Source organism: Herpetosiphonaceae bacterium (assembly GCA_036374795.1).
In the GTDB taxonomy this organism is placed as follows: domain Bacteria; phylum Chloroflexota; class Chloroflexia; order Chloroflexales; family Kallotenuaceae; genus LB3-1.
Window position 1 is genome coordinate 26,198 of the sequence record DASUTC010000254.1, and the last position, 15,343, is coordinate 41,540.

The window sequence follows — 15,343 nt, forward strand, 5'->3', positions numbered from 1 at the left end:
GCATGACCGATCATCGCTTTCCCTGGACCAGCGCGCAGATCGAGGCGATTGCCGCCGCGCATCCGACGCCCTTCTACCTCTACGACGAGCGCGGGCTGCGCGAGCAGGCCAGACGGCTGCACGCCGCGTTCGCCTGGGCTCCCGGCTTCAAAGAATATTTCGCGGTCAAGGCCACGCCCAACCCGACGATCCTGCGGATTCTGCACGAGGAAGGCTGTGGCACCGATTGTAGCTCGCTGGCCGAGCTGGTGCTCTCCGAGCGTGTCGGCATTACCGGCGAAGAGATCATGTTCTCATCCAACAACACGCCTGCGGTCGAGTTCCAAAAGGCGCGCGAGCTTGGCGCGATCATCAACCTCGACGATCTCAGCCATATCGAGTATCTGGAGCGCCACGCGGGCCTGCCGGAGCTGGTGTCGCTGCGGTACAATCCCGGCCCGCTGCGCACCGGCAATGCGATCATCGGCAATCCGATCGAGGCCAAGTTTGGCTTGACGCGGGCGCAGTTGTTCGAGGGCTATCGCGTCCTGCGCGACAAGGGCGCGACGCGCTTCGGCCTGCATACGATGGTCGTGTCGAATGAGCTGAGCCAGGATGCGCTCGTCTCCACCGCGCGAATGATGTTCGAGCTGGCGGTCGAGCTAGCCACCGCGCTGGATATTCGGGTCGAGCTGATCAATATCGGCGGCGGCATCGGCATTCCCTACCGCCCGGAGCAGCAGGCGGTCGATCTTGCGGCGCTTTCCGCCGAGATCCAGGCGGCGTATGCCGCGACGATCGGCGCGCACGGCCTCGATCCGGTACGTCTGTGCATGGAGTGCGGGCGGATCATGACCGGTCCTTACGGCTTCCTGGTGGCGCGGGTACGGCATCTCAAGCAGACCTACAGGCGCTATGTGGGCCTGGATGCCACGATGGCCGATCTGATGCGTCCGGGGCTCTACGGCGCGTACCATCATCTGACGGTGCTCGGCAAGGAGCATCTGCCTGCGACCGAGCTATACGATGTGACCGGCTCGCTGTGCGAGAATAACGACAAGTTTGCCGTCGATCGTCCGCTGCCGACCGTCGAGGTTGGCGATCTGGTGGCGATCCACGACGCCGGAGCGCACGGTCACTCGATGGGCTTCAACTACAACGGCAAGCTTCGCCCCGCTGAGCTGCTGATGCGGCTCGATCAGCGCGTCGCGCTGATCCGGCGGCGCGAGACGCTCGACGATTATTTTGCGACGCTGCGCTTTCCCGGCTCGGATTTCGATTCCTTACTCGATGGAGCATAGGCCGTGAGCAAGCACCAGATCCTGATCGTCACGTCGCGGATCGATCCGCACGCCGACGCGATGATCCTGACGTTGAAAGAGCTGGGCCATACGCCGATCCGGCTCAATACCGAAGATATTCCGCTGCACACGGCGCTGAGCATGCGTCTCGACGGCGCTGATTGGCACGGGACGATCCGGCTTCAGACCAACGCGCGTGTCGCGGACATCGATCAGATCCGCTCGATCTGGTGGCGACGACCGGGTATGCTCGGTCTGCCGCCGGATCTCTCGCCTCAGGAGCGCGCATTCGCCCAGGAGGAGATCGGGCATGTGCTGTCGGGCCTGTGGGCCTCGCTCGATTGCTACTGGATGAGCTTTCCGGCCAATATTCGGCAGGCAAGCTGGAAGGTCGAGCAGCTCAAGCGGGCGGCGGCGCTCGGCTTTGAGGTGCCTCGCACGCTGATCACCAGCGATCCGGCGGCGGCACGCGCCTTCTTTGAGGAGTGCCATGGGCAGATCATCTTCAAGGTGCTCTCCGACTCGTTCCTTGGCTTGCAGGCCGCCGATCCGAGCGGCGGTCAGGCACCGCCCGCGTCGTTCAAGGGGGCGCGCACCACGCTGATCACCGCCGACAGGCTGGATCTGCTTGATCTGGTGGCGCTCGTGCCCTGCCAGTTTCAGGAGTATATTCCCAAGCGCGTAGAGCTGCGGGTCACGGTGATCGGCGATGAGCTTTTTGCCGCCGAGATCCACTCGCAGGCGCATGAAAAAACCAGAGTCGACTGGCGCAACTACGATGTGACCATCCCCTACCATAAAGCCACGCTGCCGCCCGATGTTGCCGATCGCTGCATGACCTTTGTGCGCAGCTACGGGCTGAACTACAGCGCGCTGGATCTGATCGTGACGCCCGATGGACGCTATGTATTTATCGAAAATAATCCCAACGGACAGTTTATGTTTGTCGAGGAGCTGGTGCCCGAACTCAAGCTGCGGGCTCATCTGGCGGCCTGTTTGATCCGAGGCGCGAACAGCTAGCGCCGGGCGGGACGGAGGTAAAAGAACCAGGAACCGAGCGCCACGCGCTAGAGCAGAGATCTCGAAACCTGGAACTCGAAACGCAACGCTCCACGCGCGCGACAACGATAAACCAGGGCCGGATTGCGTCCGGCCCTGGTCGTGTGTGAAGCGCGATCGGCTTCACTATCTTTCTGATAGAGGTGTTTCAATAAATACAATAGCTTTAATCTACACTCGATTTAGCAAGCGCGGCGTATTAGCCCAACCCATCCTGTCCATAGCCGTCGGTCATCGTGCCATAGCCGTCGGTCATCGTGCCGTAGCCGTCGGTCATCGTGCCATAGCCGTCGGTATTCATGCCGTAGCCGTCGGTCATCGTGCCATAGCCGTCGGTATTCGTCGTGTAGCCGTTACCGATGTTCTTCAGCTTGTAGCCGCTTGAGCAGGCATACGCCTTGTGGTCGGTGTTGGTGGCAGCCAATGCTTGCCCGTTGTCAACCCAGACCTGCTCCTGAGCGTCGTAGTGGGCGTCGGCGGCATCGATCTCTGCGTCGGGCAGATCCTGTGCGATGTTGAAGGCGAGCAGTTTGCTGTTCATGTGGTGTGCTCCTGTGGTGTGCCCGCTGTGTTAGATAGGGCACATAAATGCCGGTGACAACAGCCGAGTGTTGCTTGGAATCAAGCAGCACCTTCTTGCAGTGAATGTTTGAGCTAGAGGGGTCACTCCTTTGGTTCACGCCAGCCGTGTGCCTTATGACGACGCGAATGAGCACAAAGGATCGCACGTGGGAGGATCGTGTGCTATGGGGCTTGTTGCGTCGTGTCCTCCTTTCAATAGAGATCTTGACATTGTCACTCTACTATAGATGTTAGTGTTCGTCAATACTCCTTGTGAGGATGTTACGCATACGTCAAGGCGAAGAAAGAGAGAAGAAAGATGATTACTCTGCTCTGCTCCTCCTGCGCTCGCTGCGCTCGCTCTTCTTTGTTTTCCACCCTGGCGACGCTGCGCTTGACAATAGTACGAGTGCATGTCATGATCTGTGCGTTCGTGGGCGCTCGAACGCCTCGCAGCAGCTCGCCGGTCCGGCTATCCGAAGCATCCGCGCTCGCCCTAGAGCGGCGCTGCTGATATCCGCAAGCTCGGTTCAAGGAGCACAGCAAAACCTGCTGTCGGTTAAGCCAGCGTCTGTTGGCGGTCGTGGAGCACCGATGCGCGCGACCGACATAACCGCTACGTCCAGCCGGGCGATCACTGGGTCCGTCTCACCTTCATCGATCTGCAACCCGCGCTCTCGCCACTCGCAGCCATCCGCCCCTGGATCGGCTGGAGTCTTCTGTCCGCTGGATCGCATCGTCGTTCGTCGAGCGCTGGGGTAGCGCACCGGCGACATCTCGGCTCCGATCAAGGCAACCGATCCAATCACGACTGTGCTGAAGCTTCGAGCAGCGCCCGGTCGATCGTGTGTGGAGCAGGCACGATTCTGATCGCGTCGATCCGCAAGCCCGGTGGTGGTTGCCCGCGCCACGAGCCAGCGTCAATGGCCCAAGGAGGATCTATGAGTAGGCACACGCAGGCCCGGATGTTCCAAGCGATTGCAGTGATCGCCATGATTGCGACGCTGCTAACCGGCTTGCAGGCACGCCGCATGTCGGCCAGTCCCCTCGCCCAAAACCAGGGCCAGGTTTCGATCTCGTGCGATTATTTCAGCCCGACCGATATTGCGTACGCCATTAGCCTGGAGCAGCGCCCAGGCGGCGCTCCCACGGTCACGGTTGTGCTCACGCTGGTCGACGGCAGCGAGGAGACGCAAACGTTTACCGGCAACAGCGCCAGCTATCGCGGGCCGTACGTCAAGGTGCGCGTGTTTGCCACGTGGCCTGACGGCACCACCGGCTATGCCGAGGCGACCTGCGGCCAGATCTTGCCGACGCCGACATCGACGCCCACCGCCAGCCCGACACGCACCCCCGGCCCGACGCGCACCCCCGGCCCGACGCGCACCCCCGGCCCGACACGCACCCCCGGCCCGACACGCACCCCCGGCCCGACGCGCACGCCAACCTCAACCAGCACGTCCAGCCCCACGCCAACGCCGCTGACCAGTGGCCGCATTTCGATCACCTGCGACTATTTCGGACCGCGCGATCGGCGGTTTACGGTGAGGCTTGAGGAGCGTCCCGGTGGCCCGCCATCAGGCATCGCCGTGCTCGGCCTGGTCGATGGAGGAACCGAGACGCGCAGCTTCAACGAGAACACGGTGACGTTCCGGGGGCCATACGCTACGCTGCAAGTGACGGCTATCTGGCCCGACGGCGCGAGGGGCTCGGCATCGGCGACCTGTGGCCTGGTGCCGCCGACATCGACGCCCACCGCGACGAGCACGCCGACCACGCCGCCAATTACGGCGACGCCGACGACGCCGATCGATGAGGAGACACCGACCGCCACGCCGACAACGCCGATCGATGAGGAGACACCGACCCCGACCGAGATTACTCCGCCGCCTACCCAGCCTGCGCCGACGCCGACGACACCGGCTCCGGCCAGCACGGCCACTCCTGGCCGCTCCCAGGCGGTCGCGGGTGCCAGCGGCGACGCCGAGCAGCAGGCGACGCGCCGACGGTCGGTTGCGGGTGCCAGCAGCGACAATCAGGTGCTTCCGGCGGTGGGCATGGACCATCCCGCTGCAACCTGGTGGCTGCTGCTCGCCGCCGGGTGGCTGCTGGTAGCCCTTGGCTCCGCCCTGCGCGCATGGCAGCTTGTGCGCGAGCAGGAGTAGCCTGATCGCCTTCTCGTAGCCGCAACACCTCGATTCATTCCAGCAGAGCGTAGCTTATGCGCTCTGCTGGCTGCTTTCGGCTCCTGTCTGGCGCAGCGTCCGGCGCTTGAGCATGCTGCCCAATCTTTGGGCTTGCCTGGCGACGACCTAAAGGACCAGCCGGTCGGAGAACCGACACGGCTTGCGCCAGGCCGATCCGCGCGCTAGTATCCCTCGCTATGATGGGTAGAATATTGTTATCGTATCGACCGCTGCTCCGCAGCGCGCTGATCTGTGTGCTCCTGGCAGCCACGCTGCTGGCTCATCTTGCGCAAGCCGAGACGAGCCCGCATAGCGTGCCGCCGAAACAGCCCGTCGCGCAGATCTATATTCCTTTCATCGCCAATCTGCGCACCACGCGCTTTGCGGTGATCGGCGACTACGGCACAGGCAGCCCAGGCGAGCAGGCGGTCGCGGCGCTGGTCAAAGGCTGGCAGCCCGATTTTATCGCGACGACCGGCGATAATAACTATCCGAGCGGCGAGGCCGCGACGATCGACGCCAATATCGGCGCGTACTACCATGAGTTTATCGCGCCCTACTACGGCACCTACGGGCCGGGCGGCACGATCAATCGCTTCTTCCCCACGCTGGGCAACCACGACTGGGCATCCGGCGCGGGGCCGTACTTCGACTATTTTACGCTTCCCGGCAACGAGCGCTACTACCATCTGACCTGGGATTCGGTGCAGCTCTTCGCGATCGACAGCGATCCCAACGAGCCGGATGGCGTCTCGTCAACCTCGGCGCAGGCCATGTGGCTCCAAAACGCGCTGGCGACCTCGTCGGCGTGCTGGAAGATTGTGTATATGCACATGCCGCCGTACTCATCCGGCGCGCACGGCTCGACGCCCTGGATGCAGTGGCCGTTTCAGGCGTGGGGCGCTGATGCGGTGCTGGCCGGACACGATCATACCTACGAGCGAATTGTGCGCGATGGCCTGCCCTATTTCGTCAATGGCCTGGGCGGCCATGTGGCGTATCCGTTCGGCGAGCCGATCGCGGGCAGCGAGGTGCGCTTCAACGCCGATGTCGGCGCGATGCTGGTCGAGGCCGATCGCGAAAAGATCGTCTTCTCGTTCAGCACCCACACAGGCGCGCTCGTCGACAGCTACCGCCTGAATAAAGCTTGTCGCTGAGCGTGTGCTATCCTTTGGTGCAGATCGAGTCTGCGTTGGTTCTGGCAGTTACATATCGAGGTTGCTATGCCTTCCCTGCCCTTTGGCGAATCGGCGGATGATTTCCGCTGGTGTACCGGTATCGAAGATACCTTTATTCCTCAGACACGGCCCCATCTGCGCGCGCTGGACGAGTATGAGCTGATGGGACACTACGAGCGCTGGCGCGACGATCTGCGCCTGGCACAGCAGACCGGGGCGCGCATGATCCGCTGGGGCATTCCCTGGTACCGCGTCGAGCCGCAGCCGGGCTCATTCGACTGGTCATGGACCGATCAGGTTATTCCCTACATCGTCGATGAGCTGGGTCTGGAGCCGATCATCGACCTGATGCACTATGGTACGCCGCTGTGGATGGATCGCTCGTTCGTCGATCCGCGCTATCCCACGGCGGTCGCGGCGTACGCGCGGGCCGTGGCCGAGCGCTACGGCAGCCGCATCCGGTACTACACGCCGCTCAACGAGCCGATCGTCAACGCGCTGATGTGCGGCATGCGCGGAGTCTGGCCGCCCTATCTGCGCGGCGAGCGCGGCTTTCTGGCGGTCGGGATGGCGCTCGCTCAGGGCATCGTGCGCACCGTGCGCGCCATCCGAGCGGTCGATCCGTCTGCGGTGATGGTACATGTCGAGGCGGCGGGCCTGACACGCGCGGCTCGCGCTGAGCTGGAGCCGCTGGCGGTGGAGCAGCGGCGGCGCGGCTTTCTCTTCTACGATCTGATCACGGGTCGCGTCGATGGGTCGCATCCGCTGCTGAGCTGGCTGCTGACCAACGGCGTTAGCTATACCGCGCTTCAGCAGCTTGCCGAGCAGGCGATCGACCTGGATGTAATGGGCCTCAACTTCTATCCGCAGTGGTCCACGCAGCAGATCGGGCTGAACGCGCAGGGCCGCATCAGCTATCGATCGATCGAGCAGGATGGCGCGGGCTTTCACGAGCTGATCGCGGATTATTACGAGCGCTATAACGCGCCGATCATGATCACCGAAACCAGCGCCAAGGACGGAATCGCGATCAAGCAGCGCTGGCTCGACGCCTCGGTGACAACGGTTCGCGCGCTGCGTCAGGCGGGCGTGCCGGTGATCGGCTATACGTGGTTTCCGCTCTTCACGATGATCGACTGGCGCTACCGCACCGGTCGGCGTTCGCTCGACGACTACCTGATCGAGTTGGGATTGTACGAGTCCGCGCCGACGACGACCGGGCTGTGCTACGTCGAAACGCCGCTGGTCGCGCGCTTCAAGGCGCTCACGCTCGATCCGGCTGCGGCGATCGGCGAGCTTCAGCCGGCTGCCAGTCCCGCGTTTTGAGTTTGAAGTTCGGAGTTTCGAGTTCAGGCCCTCACCCCGGGCCGGGTGCCCTCTGGACATGGCACCCGCCCTCTCCCATTGCCATAGGAGAGGGGGCACAGTGAGCGCTTGGTTCTCGGTTCTTGGTTCTTGATGCGCCGCGTGCCCTTTGGGCATAGCACCCGGTTTGTTCCCTTGCTCTTTGTTCTTTGTTCTTTCTCCCCCCTCATCCTTTTGACCGAGGTAGCCCACCTGTTCGGCTGGTACACTACGCTGCGTGGAATCGCCCCACGCTTCCCCTTTTTTCCAATGTGAGGGTGCAGGAGGAACAGCAATGGACTCGTTCGACGCGGTCTTTATTGGCAGTGGACATAATGCGCTGATCGCCGCCGCGTATCTCGCGCGTGCCGGTTGGAGCGTGTTGGTGCTGGAGCGCAACGACCGGCCCGGCGGCCTGGTGCGCACCGAGGAGCTGACGCTGCCCGGATTCAAGCACGATGTGTACTCTAGCGCCCATCCGCTCTTCGCAACGTCGCAGGCTTACGCCGATCTCGGCCCTGAGCTGGCGCAGTACGGCCTGAACTACGTCAATATCGACGTGCCGACCGGCGTCTCGATGCCCGATGGTCAGGCGGCGATCTTTCCCCGCGACATGGCGGCGATCATGGCCGAGGCCGATCGGCTGGCTCCCGGCGATGGCGCGGCGTTCCAGCAGATGATCGGCGAGTTCAGCGCGTACGCGCCGCAGGTCTTTAGCCTCTTCTCGATGGATCTGACATCGCCTGGGGCGACCAGGATTATCCGTCAGCTCATGGATAATCCCGATGGCCCCGGCTTCTCGTCCTTCGCCGCCGATTTTCTGCTGACCGGGCGCGATGTGCTCGAGTCGCGCTTCACGTCGCCGGTCTTTCGTGCGATGGTCGCGCCGTGGCTGATGCATCTGGGCCGCACGCCCGACAGCGCGAATAGTGGCTTCTGGGTGCCGCTGACGCTGATGTCGGTGATGGGCGGCGGTATGGCAACGCCGGTCGGCGGCAGCGAGATGCTGGCCCGGTCGCTGGTGCGGCTGATCGAGGACAAGGGCGGCACGGTCAAGGTCAATAGCGCTGTCGAGCGGATCACGCTCAAGAACGGCAAGGCGGTCGGCGTCTGCACGGAGGATGGCACCGAGTACGGCGCGAAGCGCGCGGTTATCGCCTCGACCAATCCCGATCAGCTCTACCTGCGCCTGCTGTCCGATGCCGAGGTCGCGCCGACGATCAGGCGGCAGGCCCAGAACTACCGCTACGGTCGCGGCTGTGTCCAGATTCACCTGGCGCTCTCCGAGCCGCCGCGCTTCGCCGACGAGCGGCTCAACCGCGTTGGCCTGGTCCACCTGACCTCCGGCCTCGACGGCTGCTCTCAGGCGATCAACGAGGCGGCGCGCGGCCTGCTGCCTGCCGAGCCGACGATCTCGCTGGATGTGCCGACGCTGCTCGATCCGTCTCGCGCGCCCACGGGCCAGGCGACGATGCGGCTGCAAATGCTGGAGATCCCCTGCCGCCCACGCGGCGACGCCGCCGGAGCGATTGATGTCGGCGATGGCACCTGGACCGACGACCTGAAGCAGCGCTTTACCGATCGCGTGCTGGAGATCGTCGGGCGACACGCGCCGAACGTGCCGGGCGCGATCCTGGGCTGCCACATCATCAGCCCCGACAATCTGGCGCGCTTCAGCCCCAACCAGGGGCCGGGCGATCCCTACGGCGGCTCCCACGACATCGCGCAGAGCTACCTGCTGCGGCCACTGCCCAGCCAGCCGAGCCATCGCAGCACGGTGCCCAACGTCTATATGCTTGGCGCGGCAACCTGGCCCGGCCACGGCGTGAACGGCGGCTCAGGCTACATCGTGGCGCAGCAGCTATTGGGCCACGCAGAGTAGCCCATCGATCGGCACCTGGCTATCGTCGATCTGCCTAAGATCCGTTCTGACCACCGCGTAACACCTGTCGAATAACGAGATGCAAGGGGAGCGACTCGCCGAGTCGCTTCTTTTGTTTACCTTCCGTCATGCCCTGGTTGGCGCTTGAGCGAATTGGTGTCGGCATGTAACATGGTGATGATCGATGTGCGACGCGGACGAAGGCCCAATCCAAGGAAGGAACGTATGCTAGCAGCACCTGTGTATGCCCATTTTCGCCATCCCGATGGGAGTTGGTATCGGCTGTGGATGACGTACACCGCGCCCAAGACCGATCGAGGCCATCCCTGGCATCTCCACGCAACCTACGACAAAAGCGGCACGATCGCGCCGGTCGCCGGTACGCAGTGGTATACGCAGCCGTATGGCATGGCAAACTGGGACTTCGATACGGAATCCGAGGCGCTTGACGCTTTCAGGGCTCGCGCGAGCGAGCGTCTGGCGCATGGCTACGAGCTGCGCGAGGGCACGATCCCCGAAGCCTAGCCGCTCCATCGGCGAGCACCCGGCTGATCGCAGCCGCCAGCCCCGGTCGTTCTGCGCCCTAACTCGCGCAGGACCATCGACGATCTGCTGGCGGCTGCGCGCTCGTTTAAAGGGGATGGATTGCGCTTTGAACCAATTATAGAAATTCCCTAAAAAATGCTGTGACAAAAGAGTACGTGCTGCATTTAGGTAGGTGTACACGCAATGAGCGAAGTAACAAAGAGTAGAAACGTACCAATACCCATCAAGCTACTCGCGGCTAATGAAGACATCGAGACGTACGACACGTTGCCGGAACTTCTAACAGCCTGATGCCACCTGTATCAACCTTGACATGATCGGCGTACACACAGCTCGCCGACACATGATCAGCAGGTGTGCCTGATCAGATCCCATACCACGAAAATCCACATCAGGAGGTGCCACGGAGTATACAGTACGACCGTTTAGGTATTCATGCTCAAAAGACGCTTGCTAGCAGCGTCATCGTGCTTGAAGTCCAAGGCCCCAGCGGCTTACTGTCCGTCCATCATCGTCGGCTCAATCAACTCTAGTTCGACATCAAGGAAGGTTATCATCACAATGTACTCGCCACGTTTACTGACTCAGTCTCGCATGTTCCACAAGCTGACCGCCCTGACCCTGCTCTTTGGCGCACTGGCCGTTACCGCCGTTCCGACGAACGCCGCGCCGAACAAGCCCGATCGTGGTAATCCTCATAGCATCGTCTCCAGCGACGGCTCTGTCCCTGCTGCAAGCGACGCTGGGGTTCATCGCGCCAGGGGCGAAAGCTTTGTCCTGCCGGAGAGCGGCACGGGTGCTGCCGTCAATAGTACGGCGAAGGACGCGCCGGTTGCCCCGGCGGCGGTTCCAGGCCAGGAAGTCGGTATCGAATCGGTGATTGGTACGGATAACCGCTACCAGATCTTCGGCACGACGAGCTACCCCTACTCGGCGATCGTCCACGTCACGTCGAGCATCGGCGGCTGCACCGGCTGGATGATCGGCCACAACACCGTCGCGACCGCCGGCCACTGTGTGTACGGCACGAGCGGCTGGGCCTCGAACGTCACCGTCTATCCGGGCCGCAGCGGCAGCTCGCTGCCCTACGGAAGCTGCAGCTATACCACGCTCTACACGGTCAACGGTTGGGTTAGCAGCCGCAGCCCTGAGTACGACTACGGCGCGATCAAGCTGAACTGCTCCGTCGGCTACAACACCGGCTGGTTCGGCTTCCGCTGGACATCGGCGAGCCTGACGGGTCAGCCGAGCTACATCTCCGGCTATCCGGGCGACAAGCCGTACGGCACCCAGTGGCGCAGCAACGACTATGTGCGCATCACCGAGACTCGCCGCCTGTTCTACGCCAACGACACCTACGGTGGTCACAGCGGCTCGCCGGTCTGGAATGACGAAGCAAGCTGCTCGCCGTGCGGTATCGCGATCCACGCCTACGGCGTCGGCAGCAACGGCTACAACGGCGGCACGCGCATCACCGAGCCTGTGTTCAATAACCTTCTGGCTTGGCGAAACTCCTAAACCTGCATCTCGCGCAGGATCACCTATAGACCGAGTGCGTCTGGCTAGACTACTCCCCCCGCCAGCCGACGCACACGAAAACCGCCAGGGATTATCCCTGGCGGTTTTGCTGTGTCGCGGGCATCGAGCCGCTGTGTATTGCAGAATCAAGGAGCATGGCTGCTGCTAACATCCTCCTGAGGCAAAACAAGCTGCCTGGCACGTCGATTGCTACTAGATAGCGCCATCCGCTCGAATTAAGCGTACCGAACGCCAACGCCAATGCTACGCAGGAGGCCGACATACAGGCTCGGTAGGGCGCTGTGCGCTTCTCGGTTGTCAGCATGATTGCACGCTGCCATCGACATGCTGCTCGTTCAGGAAAGGATATAGATATGACGGCTCATCGTACGACGACGCATAACTCAGTGCCGATGCGACCGGCTCAGCCGCTGATCTTGGTGGTTGAGGATGATCCGGCGCTCCGTGTGTTTCTGGCCGATCTGCTGGACGGCGAAGGCTACCGCCCGCGCTGTGTAGCGTCGGGCACGCAGGCATTGCAGGCGCTCGCCGAAGATACGCCCGATCTGGTGCTGCTCGATCTCTGCCTGCCCGATCTGGATGGCTATGCGGTATCGCAGCGGATTCGCGAGAGCGCCCAGCGCCACGTGCCGATCCTGATGGTCAGCGCTAACCGCGATCCGCGCGATGTGCTGGAGGCACTGCATGTGGGCGTAGATGATTATTTGCGCAAGCCGTTTGATGTGGTCGAGCTGCTGGCGCAGATTCGGGCGCATCTGCCCCTGGTGCTGCCGGTTGTTGAGGATGAGGCCGTGCCGGGGAGGATCGATCTGGCCGAGCCGCTTCCGGCAGCGCCGCTGGCTCAGCCCTGCGATCAAGCGGCATAGGCTGCAAGATCAAGCCCCGCGCATGGCGGGGCTGTTTCGTGTCTGCAGTCAGGCGTGCGGCTGCTGCAAGCTCAGCGCTCGTCGCGATCCGGCTGTCGCTCGTCCGCCTCCTGCTCGCGCAGCGCGGCCCGCCGATGCTCCTCGATCTCGCCGGGCTTGCTCTCGTTGTAGCTGGAGCCATAGCTCGGCCCCTGATCGCCCATCTGCATCTTGTCGTCGCGCTCGTCCTCTTGGGCTTGCTTATGCTCTGTCATACGTCTCTCCCTCTCCTCCCCTGGCCTGCCGCCACAACGATTGTACAGCAAAGCCAGTGCCAGCACCCGCCGAGCGCTTATTGGCGGTAGGTGTTGCGCAGATAGGTCCGGCTGAACGTGCCGAGATTACTGAAGTAGATGCTGACAAGCTTGGCCGGATCTGTGGCAAGCTCACCGCCGAGCAGCGAGCTGCCGTCGTTCTGATCATCCCATTTCCACGGCGCGTTGGCCGCGTTGTCGCTGCCGTTATCGCCACGGAAGACGCCCCAGCTGGCAAAGGTAAGCCCATCGTAGCGATGCGCCCACAGACCATCTGCGGCAAAGATGTCTACGAGCCGGTAGCTGACGCTGGAGTCGTTGCCCGACGACGGGACTTCGCCAGTCGTGCGATTCGGATAGTAGATCACGCCGTCGCCGCCGGGAAAGCTGCTGCCGTTCCAGGCTTTCGCGCCGTGGCCTTTGGCCTCCTGAAAGGTGGTGGGATGGGCGGCGCTATCGAAGGTGCGCATGATCACCGGCCCGTCGATCGATTCTTGCCCGCTGCGAAGCTGGCTACCGCTGGGCGTGAAGGAGTAGAAATCGCGGTGGAATACTGTGACCATGCCCTCGAACAGCCCGTAGGTGCTGCCATCTTTGCGGACGATCGCGAGCACGCCCTCCATGTCGTTCTCATGGGTGTTATCAAACGGATTGTCGCTCCAATCGCGGGGATGGTAAAACCCGTAGACGATATACCAGTGGGTGTCGGTTTCCGTAACAGAGTAGTACACGGTGCCGATGAGCCTGCCGAGCTGATCGTCCTGGCTCTCCCAATTGTTTTGAGCATTCCAATCGCCATCGTAGTTGACGGCGGTCAGATAGTCGGCGTCATAGTCGCTTGAATCGGTATCCTGGTAGTGGATCGGTGCCCAACGATAGGCCAGTTCCAGGTCGGTGGGCGCCGCGACGAGGGTGCCGGGCTGGAAGCCCAGCAGCAGGCAGATGAGCAGCAGCAACAGAAGACGACGCATGGGATGAACCTCCCTCAGTGAGATGGTTGTCTGCATCGGGGGGTGGATTCGAGTTTAATCGAAGTGCTGCGCCGCGCATCTAGTCCTTTTGGTGGTAGGCCGCCCAGGTAGGCTGGATGGTCTGGTATAGGATCTTTGGCCTACCACGCCTGCTTCGGCTACCGATCTGTCCGCTGCTGCGCCTGCTCCAGCCAGCCGCGCAAGGCGGCTGCAAGCGTCTCGACATGCGGCGGCAGGACCATGCTGTAGTGATCGCCTGGCACCTCGGCGACGGCTAAGCCTTCCGGGATTAGCTCCTGCCAGCCCAGCGTCGGATCGCTCTGGGCTACGCCCTTGCTATAGCGCGTATGCAGCAGCAATGCCTGGCCTGCGTACGGCCCTGGCAGATAGTGCTGGATCGCCCGGATGTTGGCCTGGAAGACCTCGAACCGCTGCCGGAGCCGATCCATCCCCAGCTCCTGCGGCACCAGAGCTGCCGAGCGCGCGTGCTCCAGCAGCGTTTGCACCCGCTCGTCGGGAGGCAGCTTGTCGGCTGCCTCCAGCACAGCCGTCGGCATGCTCGGCGCGCGAGCCGCAAGGCCGCTCAGATCGTTGATGAACGCCATGATCAGCGTCGCATCGCTCTGCTCCGGCAGGCTATACTGCTGAAAGTAGGCAGGCGCGACGCTATCCAGTAATACCAGCAGGCCCACCTCATGCCCCTGCTGCCGGAGCTGACGAGCCATCTCAAAGGCGACGATCCCGCCCACCGACCAGCCGCCGATGAAATACGGGCCTTCAGCCTGGATCGAGCGCAGCAGCGCGATGTACGAGGCCGCCATCACTTCGAGGCGAGTCAGCGGCGGGCACTCGCCTTCCAGCCCGGCGGCCTGAATCGCGTAGAAGGGCTGGTCGGGTCCGAGCGCCTGGGCCAGCGCGGCGTAGCTGAAGATGTCGCCGCTGACCGGGTGGACGCAGAAGAACGGGTCGCGCTCGCCGTGCGGCTGAAGCCCGATCACCAGATTCGTGTCTTGCGTATCGCGCGACCCCCGGAGCATCTGCGCGACCTGCTCGACGGTAGCGCCCTGGAACAGCGCCGCCAGCGGCAGGCGATGCTGAAACTCCTGCTCGATCCTTGAGACGAGTCGCATCGCCGATAGGGAGTGCCCACCCAGCGCAAAGAAGCTATCGGTCATGCCGATCGGTCGGATGTTGAGCACCTCTTCCCAGAGATGGGCCAGCCGCAGCTCAGTCGGGTTGCGCGGCGCGACCAGCGATGGCGCATCGGCTCCACGAGTCGCGCCGGGCGCGGGCAGGGCGTGACGATCGAGCTTGCCGTTGGGCGTGAGCGGCAGCGCGTCGAGCACGACGAACGCCGCCGGGATCAGGTGGTTGGGCAGCCGCGCCTGCAAGTACGCGCGGAGGTCGGCGTGGCGGCCCGCACCCCCGGCCTCGGCGCTCCCACCTGTCGGCGCGGGGGCGCGTTGTGCTGCGTTGTGTTCCTGGGTTCCCGTGTTTCCTGGGGCTGCCACGACATAGGCGACAAGGCGCGCCTGTCCCGGCGCGTCCTCGCGCAGCAGCACCACCGCATCGCGCACCGCCGCGTGCTGGCGCAGCGCCGCCGCGATCTCACCCAGCTCGATGCGGAAGCCGCGCAGC

General features: G+C 63.1%; 13 protein-coding genes. 9 read left to right on the plus strand and 4 right to left on the minus strand.

Annotation, left to right across the window (positions count from 1 at the left end; all coding sequences use genetic code 11):
• Nucleotides 1-2: 2 nt before the first annotated feature.
• Together VFZ66_18810 and VFZ66_18815 are read left to right on the plus strand one after the other, a co-directional pair.
• Entirely contained in the window at nt 3-1,280 is a 1,278-nt protein-coding gene (locus VFZ66_18810; protein HEX6291243.1) for a diaminopimelate decarboxylase, read from the plus strand.
• Nucleotides 1,281-1,283: 3 nt separating this feature from the next.
• Nucleotides 1,284-2,300 (plus strand): hypothetical protein, encoded by a 1,017-nt coding sequence (locus VFZ66_18815; GenBank protein ID HEX6291244.1) that lies wholly within the window; start codon nt 1,284-1,286, stop codon nt 2,298-2,300.
• 238 nt (nt 2,301-2,538) lie between these two features.
• On the opposite strand, the gene VFZ66_18820 is transcribed toward VFZ66_18815, so the two are convergent.
• On the minus strand, nt 2,539-2,880 hold the full coding sequence (locus VFZ66_18820; protein HEX6291245.1) for a DUF4744 domain-containing protein: 342 nt from the start codon (nt 2,878-2,880) through the stop codon (nt 2,539-2,541).
• 961 nt (nt 2,881-3,841) lie between these two features.
• On the opposite strand from VFZ66_18820, the gene VFZ66_18825 reads away from it, so the two are divergent.
• The 7 genes from VFZ66_18825 to VFZ66_18855 all read left to right on the plus strand — a co-directional run bounded on the left by VFZ66_18825 (nt 3,842) and on the right by VFZ66_18855 (nt 12,441).
• Nucleotides 3,842-5,065: a hypothetical protein gene (locus tag VFZ66_18825; GenBank protein ID HEX6291246.1), complete on the plus strand. Its 1,224-nt coding sequence runs from the start codon at nt 3,842-3,844 to the stop codon at nt 5,063-5,065.
• Between the two features lie 233 nt (nt 5,066-5,298).
• Nucleotides 5,299-6,243 carry a metallophosphoesterase gene (locus tag VFZ66_18830; protein ID HEX6291247.1) on the plus strand — a complete coding sequence of 315 codons (945 nt, stop codon included), beginning with the start codon at nt 5,299-5,301 and terminating at the stop codon, nt 6,241-6,243.
• A 66-nt stretch (nt 6,244-6,309) separates the two neighbouring features.
• Nucleotides 6,310-7,590: a family 1 glycosylhydrolase gene (locus tag VFZ66_18835; GenBank protein ID HEX6291248.1), complete on the plus strand. Its 1,281-nt coding sequence runs from the start codon at nt 6,310-6,312 to the stop codon at nt 7,588-7,590.
• Nucleotides 7,591-7,903: 313 nt separating this feature from the next.
• Nucleotides 7,904-9,490 carry an NAD(P)/FAD-dependent oxidoreductase gene (locus tag VFZ66_18840; GenBank protein HEX6291249.1) on the plus strand — a complete coding sequence of 529 codons (1,587 nt, stop codon included), beginning with the start codon at nt 7,904-7,906 and terminating at the stop codon, nt 9,488-9,490.
• Nucleotides 9,491-9,715: 225 nt separating this feature from the next.
• Nucleotides 9,716-10,015: a hypothetical protein gene (locus VFZ66_18845; protein ID HEX6291250.1), complete on the plus strand. Its 300-nt coding sequence runs from the start codon at nt 9,716-9,718 to the stop codon at nt 10,013-10,015.
• Between the two features lie 615 nt (nt 10,016-10,630).
• A complete protein-coding gene (locus VFZ66_18850; GenBank protein ID HEX6291251.1) occupies nt 10,631-11,554 on the plus strand; it encodes a serine protease in 924 nt (307 codons plus the stop codon).
• 374 nt (nt 11,555-11,928) lie between these two features.
• A complete protein-coding gene (locus tag VFZ66_18855) occupies nt 11,929-12,441 on the plus strand; it encodes a response regulator transcription factor (protein HEX6291252.1) in 513 nt (170 codons plus the stop codon).
• Between the two features lie 71 nt (nt 12,442-12,512).
• Here the strand turns inward: VFZ66_18855 and VFZ66_18860 are convergent, their stop codons facing one another.
• The 3 genes from VFZ66_18860 to VFZ66_18870 all read right to left on the minus strand — a co-directional run.
• Nucleotides 12,513-12,695 (minus strand): hypothetical protein, encoded by a 183-nt coding sequence (locus VFZ66_18860; protein HEX6291253.1) that lies wholly within the window; start codon nt 12,693-12,695, stop codon nt 12,513-12,515.
• Between the two features lie 77 nt (nt 12,696-12,772).
• Nucleotides 12,773-13,705, minus strand: a complete 933-nt coding sequence (locus tag VFZ66_18865; protein ID HEX6291254.1) for a hypothetical protein — start codon at nt 13,703-13,705, stop codon at nt 12,773-12,775.
• Between the two features lie 158 nt (nt 13,706-13,863).
• The coding region (locus VFZ66_18870; protein ID HEX6291255.1) for a thioesterase domain-containing protein at nt 13,864-15,343 on the minus strand (1,480 nt) is incomplete at its 5' end.

Excerpts from the sequence above, each read along its gene's own strand:
- VFZ66_18865 (HEX6291254.1), bottom strand. The coding sequence starts at position 13,705 with ATGCGTCGTCTTCTGTTGCTGCTGCTCATCTGCCTGCTGCTGGGCTTC.
- VFZ66_18855 (HEX6291252.1), top strand. The coding sequence starts at position 11,929 with ATGACGGCTCATCGTACGACGACGCATAACTCAGTGCCGATGCGACCG.
- VFZ66_18810 (HEX6291243.1), top strand. The coding sequence starts at position 3 with ATGACCGATCATCGCTTTCCCTGGACCAGCGCGCAGATCGAGGCGATT.
- VFZ66_18840 (HEX6291249.1), top strand. The coding sequence starts at position 7,904 with ATGGACTCGTTCGACGCGGTCTTTATTGGCAGTGGACATAATGCGCTG.
- VFZ66_18820 (HEX6291245.1), bottom strand. The coding sequence starts at position 2,880 with ATGAACAGCAAACTGCTCGCCTTCAACATCGCACAGGATCTGCCCGAC.
- VFZ66_18835 (HEX6291248.1), top strand. The coding sequence starts at position 6,310 with ATGCCTTCCCTGCCCTTTGGCGAATCGGCGGATGATTTCCGCTGGTGT.
- VFZ66_18845 (HEX6291250.1), top strand. The coding sequence starts at position 9,716 with ATGCTAGCAGCACCTGTGTATGCCCATTTTCGCCATCCCGATGGGAGT.
- VFZ66_18850 (HEX6291251.1), top strand. The coding sequence starts at position 10,631 with ATGTTCCACAAGCTGACCGCCCTGACCCTGCTCTTTGGCGCACTGGCC.
- VFZ66_18860 (HEX6291253.1), bottom strand. The coding sequence starts at position 12,695 with ATGACAGAGCATAAGCAAGCCCAAGAGGACGAGCGCGACGACAAGATG.
- VFZ66_18825 (HEX6291246.1), top strand. The coding sequence starts at position 3,842 with ATGAGTAGGCACACGCAGGCCCGGATGTTCCAAGCGATTGCAGTGATC.